14 protein-coding genes and 1 tRNA gene are annotated in these 14,792 nt (G+C 66.1%); 12 read left to right on the forward strand and 3 right to left on the reverse strand.

The annotated features are described in order from the left end of the window. Nucleotides 1-118: 118 nt before the first annotated feature. From AC4D2W_RS11670 to AC4D2W_RS11695, 6 genes are all read left to right on the forward strand, one after another. Nucleotides 119-985 (forward strand): FtsB family cell division protein, encoded by an 867-nt coding sequence (locus AC4D2W_RS11670; RefSeq protein ID WP_490927070.1) that lies wholly within the window; start codon nt 119-121, stop codon nt 983-985. A gap of 125 nt (nt 986-1,110) precedes the next feature. Then, nucleotides 1,111-1,785 (forward strand): DUF501 domain-containing protein, encoded by a 675-nt coding sequence (locus AC4D2W_RS11675; RefSeq protein WP_490927071.1) that lies wholly within the window; start codon nt 1,111-1,113, stop codon nt 1,783-1,785. A gap of 20 nt (nt 1,786-1,805) precedes the next feature. Beyond that, on the forward strand, nt 1,806-2,801 hold the full coding sequence (locus tag AC4D2W_RS11680) for a Ppx/GppA phosphatase family protein (protein WP_490927434.1): 996 nt from the start codon (nt 1,806-1,808) through the stop codon (nt 2,799-2,801). Nucleotides 2,802-2,863: 62 nt separating this feature from the next. After that, nucleotides 2,864-4,249, forward strand: a complete 1,386-nt coding sequence (locus tag AC4D2W_RS11685) for a S8 family serine peptidase (RefSeq protein WP_490927072.1) — start codon at nt 2,864-2,866, stop codon at nt 4,247-4,249. Between the two features lie 31 nt (nt 4,250-4,280). Next, nucleotides 4,281-5,669 (forward strand): NAD(P)/FAD-dependent oxidoreductase, encoded by a 1,389-nt coding sequence (locus AC4D2W_RS11690; protein WP_490927073.1) that lies wholly within the window; start codon nt 4,281-4,283, stop codon nt 5,667-5,669. 117 nt (nt 5,670-5,786) lie between these two features. Then, nucleotides 5,787-5,859 (forward strand) — tRNA-Leu (locus AC4D2W_RS11695). Between the two features lie 9 nt (nt 5,860-5,868). Here the strand turns inward: AC4D2W_RS11695 and AC4D2W_RS11700 are convergent. Then, entirely contained in the window at nt 5,869-6,141 is a 273-nt protein-coding gene (locus AC4D2W_RS11700) for a hypothetical protein (RefSeq protein ID WP_490927074.1), read from the reverse strand. Nucleotides 6,142-6,431: 290 nt separating this feature from the next. On the opposite strand from AC4D2W_RS11700, the gene AC4D2W_RS11705 reads away from it, so the two are divergent. From AC4D2W_RS11705 to AC4D2W_RS11730, 6 genes are all read left to right on the forward strand, one after another. Then, complete coding sequence (locus tag AC4D2W_RS11705; RefSeq protein ID WP_490927075.1) at nt 6,432-7,421, forward strand: LacI family DNA-binding transcriptional regulator; 990 nt, start codon at nt 6,432-6,434, stop codon at nt 7,419-7,421. Next, complete coding sequence (locus AC4D2W_RS11710; RefSeq protein ID WP_490927076.1) at nt 7,418-8,950, forward strand: sugar ABC transporter ATP-binding protein; 1,533 nt, start codon at nt 7,418-7,420, stop codon at nt 8,948-8,950. Before AC4D2W_RS11705 ends, AC4D2W_RS11710 begins: the two co-directional genes overlap by 4 nt. Continuing rightward, nucleotides 8,947-9,960: an ABC transporter permease gene (locus AC4D2W_RS11715; RefSeq protein ID WP_490927077.1), complete on the forward strand. Its 1,014-nt coding sequence runs from the start codon at nt 8,947-8,949 to the stop codon at nt 9,958-9,960. Before AC4D2W_RS11710 ends, AC4D2W_RS11715 begins: the two co-directional genes overlap by 4 nt. Nucleotides 9,961-10,007: 47 nt before the next feature. Beyond that, complete coding sequence (locus tag AC4D2W_RS11720) at nt 10,008-10,949, forward strand: substrate-binding domain-containing protein (protein WP_490927078.1); 942 nt, start codon at nt 10,008-10,010, stop codon at nt 10,947-10,949. Further along, nucleotides 10,946-11,329 (forward strand): D-ribose pyranase, encoded by a 384-nt coding sequence (gene rbsD / locus AC4D2W_RS11725; RefSeq protein ID WP_490927079.1) that lies wholly within the window; start codon nt 10,946-10,948, stop codon nt 11,327-11,329. The genes AC4D2W_RS11720 and rbsD overlap by 4 nt, the downstream gene beginning before the upstream one ends. Before the next feature lie 173 nt (nt 11,330-11,502). Then, nucleotides 11,503-12,903, forward strand: a complete 1,401-nt coding sequence (locus AC4D2W_RS11730) for an ABC transporter substrate-binding protein (protein ID WP_490927080.1) — start codon at nt 11,503-11,505, stop codon at nt 12,901-12,903. Between the two features lie 123 nt (nt 12,904-13,026). On the opposite strand, the gene AC4D2W_RS11735 is transcribed toward AC4D2W_RS11730, so the two are convergent. Beyond that, nucleotides 13,027-13,773, reverse strand: coding sequence for an ABC transporter ATP-binding protein (locus AC4D2W_RS11735; RefSeq protein WP_490927081.1), 747 nt, complete (start codon nt 13,771-13,773; stop codon nt 13,027-13,029). After that, nucleotides 13,770-14,717, reverse strand: a complete 948-nt coding sequence (locus tag AC4D2W_RS11740) for an ABC transporter ATP-binding protein (RefSeq protein ID WP_490927435.1) — start codon at nt 14,715-14,717, stop codon at nt 13,770-13,772. Before AC4D2W_RS11740 ends, AC4D2W_RS11735 begins: the two co-directional genes overlap by 4 nt. Nucleotides 14,718-14,792: the final 75 nt, after the last annotated feature.

Below are 14,792 nucleotides of genomic sequence, written 5' to 3' on the forward strand. Positions count from 1 at the left end.
ATAGAGGGTGCCCGCCGGTTGTGTTTAAGCCCTTTTACATAATCCGTTCCACAGCCGACGCCGAGACCGCCGTCTCTGCCGGGCGCGCCAAGCCAGTTCCGCTGCACCAAGGAGTTCCATGCCCACCCGACGTCCGAAAGTTCCCAAGGCAGGCTCCGCTCCTGACGGTTCCGGCACCGGCGGGGACACCGCCGGCCGCAGCGCGGCCCGGTCCGTTCGACGAAAGACCGCCGCAGCGGATCCGGACGTCATCAGTGCCACCAAGCCGGTGGATGCCGCCTCAGACCAGGCACCCCGCGCAACGGCGGCCCCTGCTGCTAAGACATCCGCTGCTAAGACATCCACCGTCAAGACATCCGCCGCGAAGGCATCCTCGGCTGCGACCTCTTCCGCGAAGGAATCCGCACCCAAGGCTGCGGGCTCCCAGGCGAAGACTGCCGGCAAGGCTGCCGGTAAGGCGGCCGGCGCTGACACCTCGGACACCTCGGCGCGGAGCAGGGCAGCCGCTGCGGCCGGCCGGCTGCGGCAGCGTTCCCGGATCCTCGCCGAAGGTTCCTCTGTGGCTTCCGCTTCCTCCGCGGACGAATCCTCGGACCATTTGCGTCCGGTTCCGGCGAAGGCCTTCTCCGGCAGGCTGCTGGTCCTCGCCATGGTGATGATCGTGGTGATCGTCCTCCTGACACCGTCAGTGAACACTTATGTGCACCAGCGGTCGGACATCACGGCCCTGCAGACGGAGATTGCCGAGCAGAAAGAGAAGTCCGCCACCCTGGAGTCCCAGCTTCAGCGCTGGGAGGACCCCAATTACATCAAGCAGCAGGCGCGGGAACGGATTTTCCTGGTGATGCCCGGTGAGACGCGCTATCTCGTCAAGGGCGAGGATGGCGTGGAAACCGTGGAGCAGGAGGCACAGGAAGAGGAAACGGACCTGAAGTGGGTGGACTCCCTGTGGGACTCCGTCAAGCGGTCCGCCAACGCACCTTAGCCGGGCAGCTGCAGCACCGGAATCCCGCGGCTGCGGCTCCGGCGTCCTTCTGCGCACAGTAATCTTAGAAGCGCAGACATTATTCACCCGGGGCTTGTTCAGGCCCCCAGGAAGGAACCTCCGGCATGACCCAGGAGCAGCTCACCCCCACCTCCGAAGATCTGGAGACACTGAGCCGTCAGCTCGGCAGGCCGGCACGCGACGTCGTGGAAATCGGCGCCCGCTGCGTGTGCGGCAATCCGCTTGTTGCCACCACGGCTCCGCGCCTGAGCAACGGCATTCCGTTCCCCACCACCTACTATCTGGCGCACCCGGTCATCACTGCTGCGGTCTCGCGGTTGGAAGCTGCCGGCGTCATGAATGAAATGACCGAGCGGCTGGAGCAGGATCCCGAGCTTGCGGACCGCTACCGGGCCGCCCACGAGGCGTACCTGCAGGTGCGCGACGAAATCGGCGCCCGCACCGGCGTCGGCCCTGTTCCGGAGATCGACGGCGTTTCAGCCGGCGGCATGCCCACCCGCGTGAAGTGCCTGCATGTGCTGGTGGGCCACTCCCTGGCCGCCGGCCCCGGCGTGAACCCGCTGGGTGACGAAGCTTTGGAACGCATTTCGCCGTGGTGGACCCGCGACCGCTGCTACTGTGAGGGCGCGTGGGACACCACAGGAGCAGTGCCGAGCCGCGACCTGAGCCGGCACACCAAGACCCAGGGCCTCACAGCAGAGGAACTGGACGCCAAGCGTGCCGCCCGCCGAGAGGCCGTCCAGGCCGCAGCCGACGCCGACCAGCAGGGGAAGCCGTGAACAATTCAGCCAGCGCACCGATCCAGCCGGGCGCCGACAGTGCGGAGGCCGAAGCCTCCCGTCCCACTGTCCGCGTAGCCGCCGTCGACTGCGGGACCAATTCCATCCGCCTGCTGATCGCCGACGTCACGCAGGACGACGGTGTGCCCCGGCTGACCGACGTCGTGCGCCTGATGCGGGTCAACCGGCTCGGGCAGGGCGTGGACGCTACCGGACGCCTGGCTCCCGAGGCGCTGGAACGCACCTTCGAGGCAGCTGACGAATACGCCGCCCTGATCCGTGAACACGGAGCCGAGCGCGTCCGCTTCGTCGCTACGTCCGCCAGCCGGGATGCCGAAAACCGCGAGGAGTTCGTGGCCGGCATCCGCGAGCGGCTGGGCGTGGAGCCCGAGGTCATCTCCGGAGACGAAGAAGCGGGCCTGTCCTTCGCCGGGGCTACCAGCGTCCTGGGCAGCAGCAACGGGTCCAAGACTTTGGTTGTGGATCTGGGCGGCGGCAGCACGGAGTTTGTGCTGGGCACCGCTGACGGAGTTTTGGCGGCCAAGAGCACCAACATGGGCTGCGTCCGCTTCACCGAGCGCCACCTCACGTCCAATCCGCCCACCGAAGCGGAAATTGCGATGGCCCGCGGAGACATCCTGGACATCATTGCCCAGGTCCTGTCCACCGTTCCGCTGGCCGAGGCCGACCGCCTGGTGGGCGTCGCCGGTACCATCACCACGGTCACCGCCCACGCCCTGCGCCTGCCGGAATACTCCGCCGAGGCGATCCACGGCGCCGAGCTGGACGAAGCCCGGATTGACCAGGCTGCCGGTGAACTGCTGCACATGGACCGGGACGCACGGGCGGAACTGCCCTACATGCATCCGGGCCGGGTGGACGTGATCGGCGCCGGCGCCCTGATCTGGCAGACCATCGTGGACCGGGTCTCGGAGCTGACCGACGGCAAGGTTGCTTCAGCGGTGACCAGTGAACACGACATTTTGGACGGCATCGCCCTGAGCGCTGCCCGGTGACCCGTGCGTCGGCGGTTTTAAGGCCGGGACACCGGAAGGGCAGGGGAGCTGTCCTCACGGCGGTGCTCCTTCTGCTGGCCTTCCTTCCGGCCGGTCCGGCTGCCGCCGACCAATGGCGGGACAAGCAGTACTGGCTGGCCGATTACGGTTTTGATGAAGCCTGGGCCGTCAGCCAGGGCGAGGGCGTGAAGGTCGCGGTCATCGACACCGGAATCGATCCGACCCATCCCGATCTGGCCGGCGCGGTCACCGGCGGTACAGATGTGTCCGGCGCCGGAGATCCGGCCGGAGGCAGAGGGCTCGGAAGCAACCCCTCGCACGGGACGCTCGTGGCCACCCTGCTCGCGGGGCGCGGACACGCCCCAGCCGCCCCGGCCGCCCCGCCGTCGCCCGCCCAGACCGGCAAGAACCCAGCCGAGAACGGCAAGACTACGGACAAAGCTCCGAAAGACCCGTCACCGTCACCCGCCGCGGAACAGGCCAAGTCCGACGGCATCATCGGTGTGGCGCCCAAAGCCGAGCTGCTGGCGGTCTCAGCATGGATCGGTCCGGAGAATCCGGCCGGAATTCCGATCGAAGACCAGATCCCGGTGGCCATTCGGTGGGCCGTGGACAACGGCGCCCAAGTCATCAACATGTCCCTGGGCAGCACCTCTCCCTCCTGGCCGGAAAGCTGGGATGAGGCCTTCCTGTACGCCGAGGAGCAGGACGTGGTGGTGGTGGCTGCCGCCGGAAACCGCGGCGTGGGCATGGTCCAGGTGGGCGCTCCGGCCACCATTCCCGGCGTCCTCACGGTCGCCGGACTGGACCGCTTGGGTGCAGCCAGCCGGGATTCCTCCTCGGAGGGGATCAGCATCGGCGTGGCCGCGCCGGCGGAGGACCTCGTGGGCGGACTGCCCGGAGGCCCGGCCCGCTATGCGGATTGGAGCGGAACCTCCGGGGCCGCGCCGCTGGTGGCAGGAACCGCTGCGCTCATCCGGTCCGCGTATCCGGACCTCAGCGCCGCGGATGTCATCAACCGGATCACCGCCACTGCCCGCGAGGCCGGTGCCCCGGGCCAGGACACCCTCTACGGATACGGGCTGTTGGATGCCGGTGCCGCTCTGACCGCCGACGTTCCCTCCGTGGCCGCGAATCCGCTGGGCAGCATTGCGGACTGGATCCGCATCCACCGCCGCGACACCGCTCCGGCTCCGGCCGGCGAGGTTCCGGACGCGGCGCAACCCATGGCGCCGGACCTGCCGGAACCGACGGTACCGGCAGCACTGGCCCCCGGAACCGAGACTGATTTGCTGCCCGGAACCATTGTGATCGGTTTCGGCGCGCTGCTGATTTTGGTCACAGCCGCAGGGGCGGTCGCCATTGCCCGGGCACGCCGCCGGGGGCAGGAGAATCCGGCCTTTGACGAGACGAAAATACTGCCTCCGGAGCAGCCAAATCTCTCGTGAAGCTTTTCACAAACTCAGGTACCATGTAGGCATGGCATCTACAACACAGTTTTCAGACCGTCCGCGCGTCCTGGTGGTAGGCGGTGGCTACGTAGGACTCTACGTAGCCAAGAACCTCCAGAATAAGGTCAAGGCTGAGGGTGGCATCGTCACTGTTGTGGACCCGCTGCCTTACATGACGTACCAGCCCTTCCTTCCCGAGGTGGCCGCAGGCACCATCGAAGCCCGCGACGCCGTGGTTTCCCACCGCATGCACCTCAAGGACACGGAACTGATCACCGGCAAGGTGACCTCCATCAACCACGCGGCCCGCACGGCCGTTGTTGAACCGGCTGACGGCAGCGAGCCGTTTGAACTGCCGTACCAGGACGTTGTCCTGGCTGCAGGTTCCATCACCCGCACCTTCCCGATCCCGGGCCTCGCCGAGGCCGGCATCGGCATGAAGACCATCGAAGAAGCCGTGGCCACCCGCAACCACGTGCTCGAGCGCATCGAAACCGCTTCCCTGATGCCCGCAGGTCCGGAGCGCGAGCGCGCCCTGACGTTCGTCGTCGTCGGCGGCGGCTTTGCCGGCATCGAAACCCTGACTGAAATCGAGGACATGGCGCGCGACGCCGTCCGCGAGAACAGCCGCCTGAAGCGTGAAGACCTCCGTTTTGTCATGATCGAAGCCATGGGCCGCGTTATGCCCGAGGTCAAGCCGGAGCAGGCCGAATGGGTTGTCTCCAGCATGCGTGCCCGCGGCATCGAGGTCCTGCTGAACACCTCCCTGGCTTCGGCTGAGGACGGCGTCCTCAAGCTGATCAACATGGCGGATAAGTCCCCGGCCGGTGAATTCGGTGCAGACACCCTCATCTGGACTGCCGGTGTGCAGGCCAACCCGATGGTCCGCGCCACCGACTTCCCGGTTGACGAGCGCGGCCGCGTCCGTGCCAACGCCGAACTGCGCATCACCGGCGACGACGGCCCCATCGACGGCGCCTGGGCTGCCGGCGACGTCTCTGCTGTTCCGGATCTTTCCGGCGGCGGAGTCGGCGGGTTCTGCGTTCCCAACGCACAGCACGCCGTCCGCCAGGCCAAGCTGCTCGCCAAGAACCTTCTGGCAGCACGCTACGGCGAAGGCAGCATCGAAGAGTACAACCACAAGAACCTCGGCGCCGTGGCCGGTCTGGGCCAGTACAAGGGCATTGCCAACATCATGGGCTTCGGCATGAAGGGCTTCCCGGCCTGGCTGGCACACCGCGGCTACCACGGCCTGGCCATGCCGATGTTCGAGCGCAAGTTCCGCGTGATCTCCGGCTGGCTGCTGAACGTGAGCTTCGGCCGCGACCTCACCGGTCTGCGCAACCTGAAGAACCCGCGTTCGGCGTTCGTTGCGGCCGCCACCCCGGCCAAGAAGAAGGAAATGGCCGGCAAGTAGGCCCTTCCTTCTCGCAATAACATGCACGACGGCGGTTCCTCCTTCGGGAGGGGCCGCCGCTGCTGTTTCCGGCTCCATGTGCGCATCCAGTAGGCTTGAGCAGAAGCTTTCGCTTCAGCCCCAGTAGCCCAATGGCAGAGGCAACAGACTTAAAATCTGCGTGTTGTCGGTTCGAGTCCGACCTGGGGTACCGCTGGACTTACGCTTCACCCGACGGCCGGTCGGAGGGGTTCACGACACCGGGCTGGTCGGGGTGGGCCACCCGCAGGTGTGCGGTGAGCATCCGGACCGCTTCTTCCTCGGTTGTGGCGTCGTGTTCCCAGCTGCAGGAACAGCAGCGGGCCTGCGGGCTGCCGTCCGGCGCCGTCGAGACACCCCACGCATCGCCGGGAAGCAGATAGAACCCGCCGTAGGTGCCGGACCATTCCCGAAGCGGAGGCTGGGCGTTGTTGCTTGCATGCTGCTGGGTCATGACTCTTATTCGGTGGCGCGGCGTGCATAGATGGTTGGCGTGCGGATCTTTGTCCACCAGTATTTCTGTGGTGCTCCGGGCCGAGGGCGAGACGATGGGATTTCCGTCTGACCTGCGCCTTTACTGAAGCACCCGTCCGTATTCCAGGGCTTGCCCTCCGGCCCGCAGTGCGGCCTGAACTCGACGTGTTTGACGCCACACCATGATCTGCCCCATACTTGGAATCGATTCCATGGAATCGATTCCACAACGGTGTAGGGAGCAGTGTGCGGTCAACGACGATCAGGGACGTGGCGCAGAAGGCCGGCGTCTCCGCGGCCACTGCCTCCCGCGTTCTTTCGGGGCACTCCGCCACGTCGGAGGAAGCCCGCCGGGCCGTTCGCACAGCTGCCGCGGAGCTCGGCTTCCGTCCCAACGCCCAGGCCCGCTCCCTGCGCAAGACCAGCACGCAGACCATCGGTCTGCTGCTGCCCGACATCCGCAACCCGTTCTTCGCTGACCTGGCCCACGCCGTCGAACAGCGCGCCCGGGACTTTGGCTACCTGACCCTCTTCGGCAATGCCAACGAGAGCCAGACACAGCAGGACAGCTACGTGGAGGTCATGCTGTCCCAGCGCGTGGACGGACTGATCGCCGCGCCGCAGGGCAACGCACAGGACCTGCCCGGGCTGCTCGCCGGCGAGGTGCCCACGGTCTTCGTGGACCGCGTGGTCGACGGTGCCGAGGTTCCCTCCGTCACGGCGGACAACACCGGCGGGATCGCCGACGCCGTCCATCACCTCATGCAGCGCGGCCACCGCCGGATCGGCTACATCGCCGGACCCCAGTCCACCTCCACCGGACGCCAGCGCCTGCAGGCCTATCGCGCCGCTGTTGCCGAAACCGGCGCCGACGACGACGGCAGCCTCATCTATCAGGGCGACTTCCAGTCCGCCAGCGGCGCGGCCGGCGCACGGTGCCTGTTGGACCTCGCCGAACCGCCCACCGCCCTGCTGGCGGCGGACAGCCTGATGAGCATTGGCGCCATAGCGGTCTGCAACGAACGCTCACTCACCATCGGCCGGGATGTCGCCTTCGTGGCCTACGACGACATTGAAGCCTTCACGCTGCTGAACCCGGCGCTGACCGTCATTGCGCACGACGTCCATGCCATGGGGCGTTTGGCCGTCGACCTGTTGATCGCGGAAATTGCCGGAGAATCACCGGAATCCGCGGTGCTGCCAAGTCGGCTCATCATCCGTGGTTCCACACCATCCCGTCCAGAAGGAAAACGACCATGAGCGAGAACCCCATCCTGACGCTTGAGGGCGTCAGCAAATCCTTCGGACCGGTGACGGTGATCGACGGCGTCACCGTGCAGGTGCGTCCCGGCAAGGTCCAGGTGCTCCTGGGCGAAAACGGCGCCGGCAAATCCACCCTGATCAAAATGATGTCCGGCGTTTACCAGCCCGACGGCGGCCGGATCCTTGTGGACGGCCAGCCGGTGTCCCTGCCGGACACCAAGGCGGCCGAGGCCCTGGGGATTGCCACCATCCACCAGGAACTGAACCTTGTGGGTTCCATGAGCGTGGCCGAGAACATCTGTCTGGGCCGGATGCCGCGGAAGTACGGGATGGTGGACCGCCGTGCCATGAAGGCCCGTGCCCGGGCTGCCCTGGATCTGATCGGCCTGGACGTGGATCTGGACCAGCCGGTGGGGGAGCTGGGCATTGCCCGCCAGCAGCTGGTGGAAATCGCCAAGGCGCTGAGCCTCAACGCCCGCATGCTCATCCTGGATGAGCCGACGGCGGCCCTGACCAACCGCGAAATCGCCGCCCTGTTCGCCGTCGTCGAGGACCTGCGCCGGAAGGGCGTGGGCATGGTGTTTATTTCCCACCACCTGGACGAGATTGCGGCCATCGGTGATTCAGTGTCCGTGCTGCGTGACGGAAAGTTCATTGCCGAGGTGCCTGCGGACACCCACGAAGACGAACTCGTCCGCCTGATGGTGGGCCGCGACATTGACCAGCAGTTTCCCCGCCGCCGTGACTTCACCGGGCCGGCCGAAACGCTGCTTGAGGTCAAGGGCCTGTCCACCAAGGGCCTCATCCACGATGTGTCCTTCTCGGTCCGTGCCGGAGAAGTGGTTTCCCTGGCCGGACTCATGGGGGCGGGACGGACGGAAGTGGTGCGCGCCATCGCGGGTGCGGATTCCTATGCCGCAGGCTCCGTCCGGGTACGGGACGCCCTGCTGCCCAAGGGCGACATCGGTGCCGCGATCCGCGCCGGCATTGGACATGTGCCCGAAGACCGCAAGGTCCAGGGACTGGTCCTCGGTGCGGCGGTGAACGACAACATTGGCTACGCCACCCTGAACTCAACCGCCAAGGCAGGCGTGGTGGACTTTGCCGGCCAGCGGCGGCGCGCCCAGGAAGTGGCGGACCGGCTCCGGATCCGCATGCACAACCTGGACCAGGCGGTGGGCTCGCTTTCGGGCGGCAACCAGCAGAAGGCCGTGTTTGCCCGCTGGATCGTTGCCGGCTCAACCGTGCTGCTGCTGGACGAGCCGACCCGCGGTGTGGACGTGGGCGCCAAGGTGGAGATTTACGAACTGATCAATGCCATCACCGCAGCCGGCGGCGCCGTCGTCATGGTGTCCAGCGAGCTCCCTGAGGTCCTGGGCATGAGCGACCGGATCCTCGTCATGAGCGGCGGGCACATAGCCGGCGAACTTGACGCGGCCGGGGCAACCCAGGACGCAGTGATGTCGCTGGCGGTGCGGGATGTACAGCGTGATGTGGAAGACCAACTGATGAAGGACGGATCATGAACAAGGCAGCTGTGCAGGCACCGGAAACGGTTGCGCGGAAGCAGGCACCGGAAAAGAGTGCCCGGGCGAAGAAATTCCTCGCCGACAACGGTGCCCTGGTGGGACTCGTGGTCCTTGGGCTGGCGCTCTTCATTGCCACCCCGGACTTCCTCACCGGCCCGAACCTATTGAACATCGGCATCCAGGCCTCCGTGATTGCGGTGCTGGCCTTCGGCATGACCTTTGTGATCGTGGCCGCCGGCATTGACCTCTCGGTGGGATCGGTGGCCGCACTGTCCGCCATGGGGTCGGCCTGGATGTTTACCCAGGGCAGCATGCCCGGGTGGATCGCGCTGCTTGGCGGACTGCTGATCGGCGCCCTCAGCGGCGCGGTCAGCGGCTTTGCCGTTGCCTACGGCCGGCTGCCCTCATTCATCGCCACCCTGGCCATGCTCAGCGTGGCCCGCGGCCTGACCCTGGTCCTTTCCGACGGCAGGCCGATTGCGACGGCGGATGAGGTTTCCTTCCTGGGCGGCAACGTCGGCCCGATCCCCATGCCCATCGTGGTCCTGATCATTGCCGGCATCGTTGCCGCGCTGATCCTGAACTACACGGTTATTGGCCGGTACATGTACGCCGTTGGCGGCAACACCGAAGCCGCCCGGCTCTCCGGCATCCCCGTACGCCGGGTCCTGGTGACCGTGTTCGCCCTCTCGGGGCTGTTTGCCGCACTGGCCGGGCTCCTGCTCTCCGGGCTCCTGCTCTCCGGGCGCCTGGACTCGGCCCAGCCGCAGGCCGCCTCCGGCTACGAACTGGACGCCATTGCCGCCGTCGTTATTGGCGGTGCTTCACTGGCCGGCGGCGTCGGCCGCATCAGCGGCACACTGATCGGCGCCCTGGTGCTGGTGGTCATCCGCAACGGCCTGAACCTGCTGAACGATTCCTCGTTCTGGCAGCAGGTGGTGATCGGTCTGGTCATCGCCCTGGCCGTGGGCGCAGACGCACTGCGCCGCAAAAACTCCACCCATTGACGCACACCTCTCTTCACCTGCCCAACCCATATCCAAAGGAACCAACAATGAAGTTCTCCTCAGCACGCAAGACTGCGGCCGTCACCGTTTCACTCGGCCTCCTCCTGGGCGCCACCGCCTGCAACCGGGGCGACGACGCCGCCGCTTCGGGCGGAACCGTCACCCTGGCCGTGTCCACCCTGAACAACCCGTTCTTCGTCGAACTGCGCGACGGAGCGCAAACCGCCGCCGAAGCCGCCGGCCTGGAGCTCGATGTCCTGGACGCGCAGAACGACTCGGCCACCCAGACCAACCAGCTGGCCACCGCCGCGACCTCGGGCACGGAGGGAGTCATCATTAATCCGGTCGATTCCGACGCCGCAGCCGCTTCCGTGAGCCCCCTGCTGGCCAACGAAACCCCGATTGTTGCCGTGGACCGCACGGTGAACGGCGCGGACGTGCAGTCCCTGGTCTCCAGCGACAATGAGGCCGGCGGACGCCAGGCGGCAGACGAACTGGCCAAGGCCATGGGCGGGGAGGGTGAAATCATCATCCTGCAGGGTGTTGCCGGAACATCGGCCAGCCGTGACCGCGGCGCCGGTTTCACCGAAGGGCTCAAGGCCTACCCGGGCATCAAGATCGCCGCACAGCAGACGGCCAACTTTGACCGGGCCGAGGCCTTGAACGTTGCCACCAACCTGCTGCAGGCACACCCCGGCGTGACCGGCGTCTTCGCAGAAAACGATGAAATGGCCCTGGGCGCCATCCAGGCGCTCGGCAGCCGCGCCGGCGCCGAGGTCAGCGTCGTGGGCTTCGACGGCACCGAGGGCGGATTCGCCGCCATCAAGGACGGCACGCTCACGGCCACCATCGCCCAGCAGCCCGCCGAGCTCGGCAAGCGCTCGGTTGAAGTCCTGGCCCAGCTCCTTGAGGGCGAGACCGTGGAAAAGACCATCCCCGTTCCGGTCACGACCGTGAACACCGAGAACCTGGCCGACTTCGCCTCATGAAAAAGACCGGTATTCTCAACGCACCCCTGAACGCCGCCATTGCCCGGTTGGGGCACGGGCATCTGGTAGCGATTGCCGACTGCGGCCTGCCCGTCCCGGACGGGGTTCAGACAGTGGACCTGGCGCTGGTGAAGGGCATTCCGTCCTTTGAACAAGTGCTGACCGCAGTGCTGGCCGACGTAGAGGTTGAAGGAGCCGTCATGGCTGCGGAAGCCGCGGGCACCGGCGTCGAGCGGGTGCTGGCGGATGCCGGGCTGGCGCCGGAAACGGTGAGCCATGAGGAGTTCAAGGCCCTTCTTCCGTCCGTACGGCTGATCGTGCGGACGGGAGAAGCCACGCCCTTTGCCAACGTCCTGCTGCGCAGCGGCGTCACGTTCTAACCCGCGGCCCGTCTCCAGTGCAAGAGGCGGGAGTGCGTAGTGTGATGAGTGTTACAAGGACGTAACCCTAAACCCTTATGTTTGACTCATTATTCAACTAGCTTTTCTTCTAATCAGGAACACCTGACAAGAGCATCAAAGGCCTCCGCCTTTCGATCGGGGAGAAAAAATCTATGACTGCACTACGCACCAAGGGCCGTCCCGGCCTGGACGGTTACAGCCGGGCGGCCAGAATCGCGGCGGTGGGGCTCGGATTGGTACTTGTCGCCTCCGGCTGCAGCGGGGGAGATACCCCTTCCGACCCGGCGACGGGTTCGGAATCATCTTCGGGGTCCTCCGCTCCCGCTGCCGCCTCGCCCATCACCTGCCCGCCGAACGAGGGCGGCAAGGGTACGGACCCCGGAGCCAAGGGCGATGCCGCGGCCGTTCCCGCCTCCACCGGCACCACGGAAACCCCGCTGAAAATCGGTTCGCTGCTTCCGGCCACAGGTGCACTCGCCTTCCTGGGCCCGCCGGAAGTTGCCGGCGTGAACCTGGCCATCAATGAAGTGAACGCGGCAGGGGGTGTTCTGGGCAAGGATGTGGAGGTTCTTCACCGCGATTCCGGTGACACCACCACTGACATCGCCACCCAGTCGGTCACGGACATGCTGGGCCAGGGCGTAAGCGCCATTGTTGGTGCCGCATCCTCGGGCGTTTCCAAGACGGTCATCGGCCAGATCACCGGAGCCGGCGTCATTCAGTTCTCGCCGGCCAACACGTCCCCGGACTTCACCACCTGGGACGACAACGGGCTGTACTGGCGCACCGCTCCTTCGGACGTGCTGCAGGGACGGACGCTGGGCAACTACATCATGAGCTGCGGCGCGCAGACAGTGGGCATGATTGTCCTCAACGACGCGTACGGCACCGGCCTGCAGGGCAACATCAAGAGCTCGGTGGAAGCCGCCGGCGGCCAGGTTGTTGCCGAAGAAATGTTCAACGAGGGCGAATCCCAGTTCAGCAGCCAGGTGGACAAGGTTGCCGCTGCCAAGCCGGATGCCATTGTGGTTATCAGCTTTGAACAGGCCAAGAGCATTGTTCCGCTGCTGACCGCAAAGGGTGTTGACCCCAGCCAGCTGTTCTTTGTGGACGGCAACACCTCCGACTACAGTGCCGACCTGGAAGCCGGAACGCTCGAAGGGGCGCAGGGCACCATTCCGGGTCCGTTCGCTTCGGACAACTTCAAGGAATCCCTGCTGGCGGTGGATCCGGCCCTTAAGGACTGGTCCTACGCCGGTGAAAGCTACGACGCCGTGACCATGCTGGCTTTGGCTGCGGAAGCTGCCGGAAGCACCGACGGCAAGGCAATGGCTGCGGAGCTGCAGGGCGTATCAGAGGAGGGCGAGAAGTGCTACGACTTCGCGGGTTGCGTGACCATCCTGCGCGGCGGCGGGGACATCGACTATGACGGCTACTCAGGCCCGGTGACCTTCGACGAGAACGGCGACCCCACCGAGGCGTACATCGGCATTTACCAGTTCGACGCCGACAACAAGCCGGTGCCGAGCCGCTCCGAAGAGGGCAAGCTCTAACGTTTCACACAGTTCCACCCGTTTCACACAGTTTTCCCGTTTCACACAGTTCCACCCGTTCCAGATAAAGCAGCCCCCGCCGTACCGGCGGGGGCTGCTTTATGCCCTGCTGGATCATTGCGGTCAGGCGGTGTCGGCCAGGGTTCCCAGATAAAGCTGGATGACCTTGGGGTCCTTCATCAGGTCACGGCCCGTGCCGGTGTAGGCATCGCGGCCCTGGTCCAGTACGTAGGCACGGTCGCAGATCTGCAGGCAGCGGCGTGCATTCTGCTCCACCATAATGACGGACACACCGGCGCGGTTGATCTCATGCACCCGCAGGAACGCCTCGTCCTGCTTGACGGGGGAGAGGCCGGCCGAGGGCTCGTCGAGCAGCAGCACGGCGGGGTCCATCATCAGTGCCCGGCCCATGGCGACCATCTGCCGTTCACCGCCGGACAGCGAGCCGGCACGCTGGGCGCGGCGCTTGGCGAGCTCCGGAAAAACCCCGGCCACAAAGTCGAAGCGGTCCCGGAACGTCTTGGGTGCCTGGAAGACACCCATCTGCAGGTTTTCTTCGATCGTCAGCGAGGGGAACACATTGTTGTTCTGCGGTACAAACCCCACCCCGCGGCTGACCAGCTTGTTGGCCTTCATGCCGGTGAGGTCCTGCCCGCGGACCACAACGGTTCCGGAGTGCACCTTCACCAGGCCGAACATCGCCTTGAGCAGGGTGGACTTGCCGGCGCCGTTGGGGCCGATGATCCCGATGAGCTCTCCGCGGCGGGCCTCGATGCTGCAGCCGTTGAGGATGTTGACGCCCGGGATATAGCCGGCCACCAGATCAGTCACTTTGACGACGGAATCGCCGTCGAACGCCTCGGCTGTCATGCCTGTTCCTTCCGCTCATCAATACGCCTGCCGACTACGCCGTCAGGTTCGGTGCCCACCGAGGATTCGGCGTCGTGTTCCAGCTCGGCTTCCAGCTTCTCGAAGCCCTCGGAATCGCCCAGGTCCACGTCGTGATGCGCGCCCAGATAGGCGTCAATGACGGCCTGGTCCTTCATGACCTCGCCCGGAGGGCCCTCGGCCACCACCTTGCCCTCGGCCATCACAATGACCCAGTCGGCGATATGCCGCACCATGTGCATGTCGTGCTCCACGAACAGGACCGTCATGCCCTCGGCCTTGAGGTTCTTGATGTGGTCCAGCAGGGACTGGGTCAGGGCAGGGTTCACGCCGGCCATGGGCTCGTCCAGCATGACCAGCTTGGGCCGCACCATCAGCGCGCGGGCCATTTCCAACAGCTTGCGCTGGCCGCCGGAGAGCGACGCCGCGTAGTCGCTGCGCTTGGTATCGAGTTTGAACTTGGCCAGCAGCACGTCGGCCTGCTCTGTGATCTCCCGTTCCCGGCTGCGCCACAGCGGCGGCAGGAACGCCCGCCACAGGGACTCGCCGGGCTGGGAAGCAGCGCCGAGGCGCATGTTTTCAATCACGGTGAGCTTGCCCATGACCTTGGTCAGCTGGAAGGTGCGGACCATGCCCAGCCGCGCCACTTTATAGGCGGAAACCCCGGCCAGGTCCCGGCCCTCGAACTGCCAGTCGCCGGACTGCGGCGTGTCAAAGCCGGTGAGCAGGTTGAACAGTGTGGTCTTGCCGGCGCCGTTGGGGCCGATCAGGGCAGTGATTTTGTTGCGCGGTATCTCCACGTGGTCGACGTCGACGGCGTTAATGCCGCCGTAGGTCCGGGTCACGTTCCGGGCCACCAGGATGGGATCACGCTTGCGGCAGCCCGGTTCGGCCGGGCCGTCGGCGATGGGGCGGGTGTCGGTCATGTACTCGGTGCCGGTGTCACCGGCGGGCCCGGCGGCCGATGTGCCGGAAGGAACGGCGTGCGCGCCTCCGGCGGG

It is taken from the genome of Arthrobacter sp. TJ-58 (assembly GCF_058269295.1).

Bases quoted from the DNA above. Each gene is read 5' to 3' on its own strand.
- AC4D2W_RS11670 (WP_490927070.1), top strand. From the start codon at position 119: ATGCCCACCCGACGTCCGAAAGTTCCCAAGGCAGGCTCCGCTCCTGAC.
- AC4D2W_RS11675 (WP_490927071.1), top strand. From the start codon at position 1,111: ATGACCCAGGAGCAGCTCACCCCCACCTCCGAAGATCTGGAGACACTG.
- AC4D2W_RS11690 (WP_490927073.1), top strand. From the start codon at position 4,281: ATGGCATCTACAACACAGTTTTCAGACCGTCCGCGCGTCCTGGTGGTA.
- AC4D2W_RS11700 (WP_490927074.1), bottom strand. From the start codon at position 6,141: ATGACCCAGCAGCATGCAAGCAACAACGCCCAGCCTCCGCTTCGGGAA.
- AC4D2W_RS11710 (WP_490927076.1), top strand. From the start codon at position 7,418: ATGAGCGAGAACCCCATCCTGACGCTTGAGGGCGTCAGCAAATCCTTC.
- AC4D2W_RS11715 (WP_490927077.1), top strand. From the start codon at position 8,947: ATGAACAAGGCAGCTGTGCAGGCACCGGAAACGGTTGCGCGGAAGCAG.
- AC4D2W_RS11720 (WP_490927078.1), top strand. From the start codon at position 10,008: ATGAAGTTCTCCTCAGCACGCAAGACTGCGGCCGTCACCGTTTCACTC.
- rbsD (WP_490927079.1), top strand. From the start codon at position 10,946: ATGAAAAAGACCGGTATTCTCAACGCACCCCTGAACGCCGCCATTGCC.
- AC4D2W_RS11730 (WP_490927080.1), top strand. From the start codon at position 11,503: ATGACTGCACTACGCACCAAGGGCCGTCCCGGCCTGGACGGTTACAGC.
- AC4D2W_RS11735 (WP_490927081.1), bottom strand. From the start codon at position 13,773: ATGACAGCCGAGGCGTTCGACGGCGATTCCGTCGTCAAAGTGACTGAT.
- AC4D2W_RS11740 (WP_490927435.1), bottom strand. From the start codon at position 14,717: ATGACCGACACCCGCCCCATCGCCGACGGCCCGGCCGAACCGGGCTGC.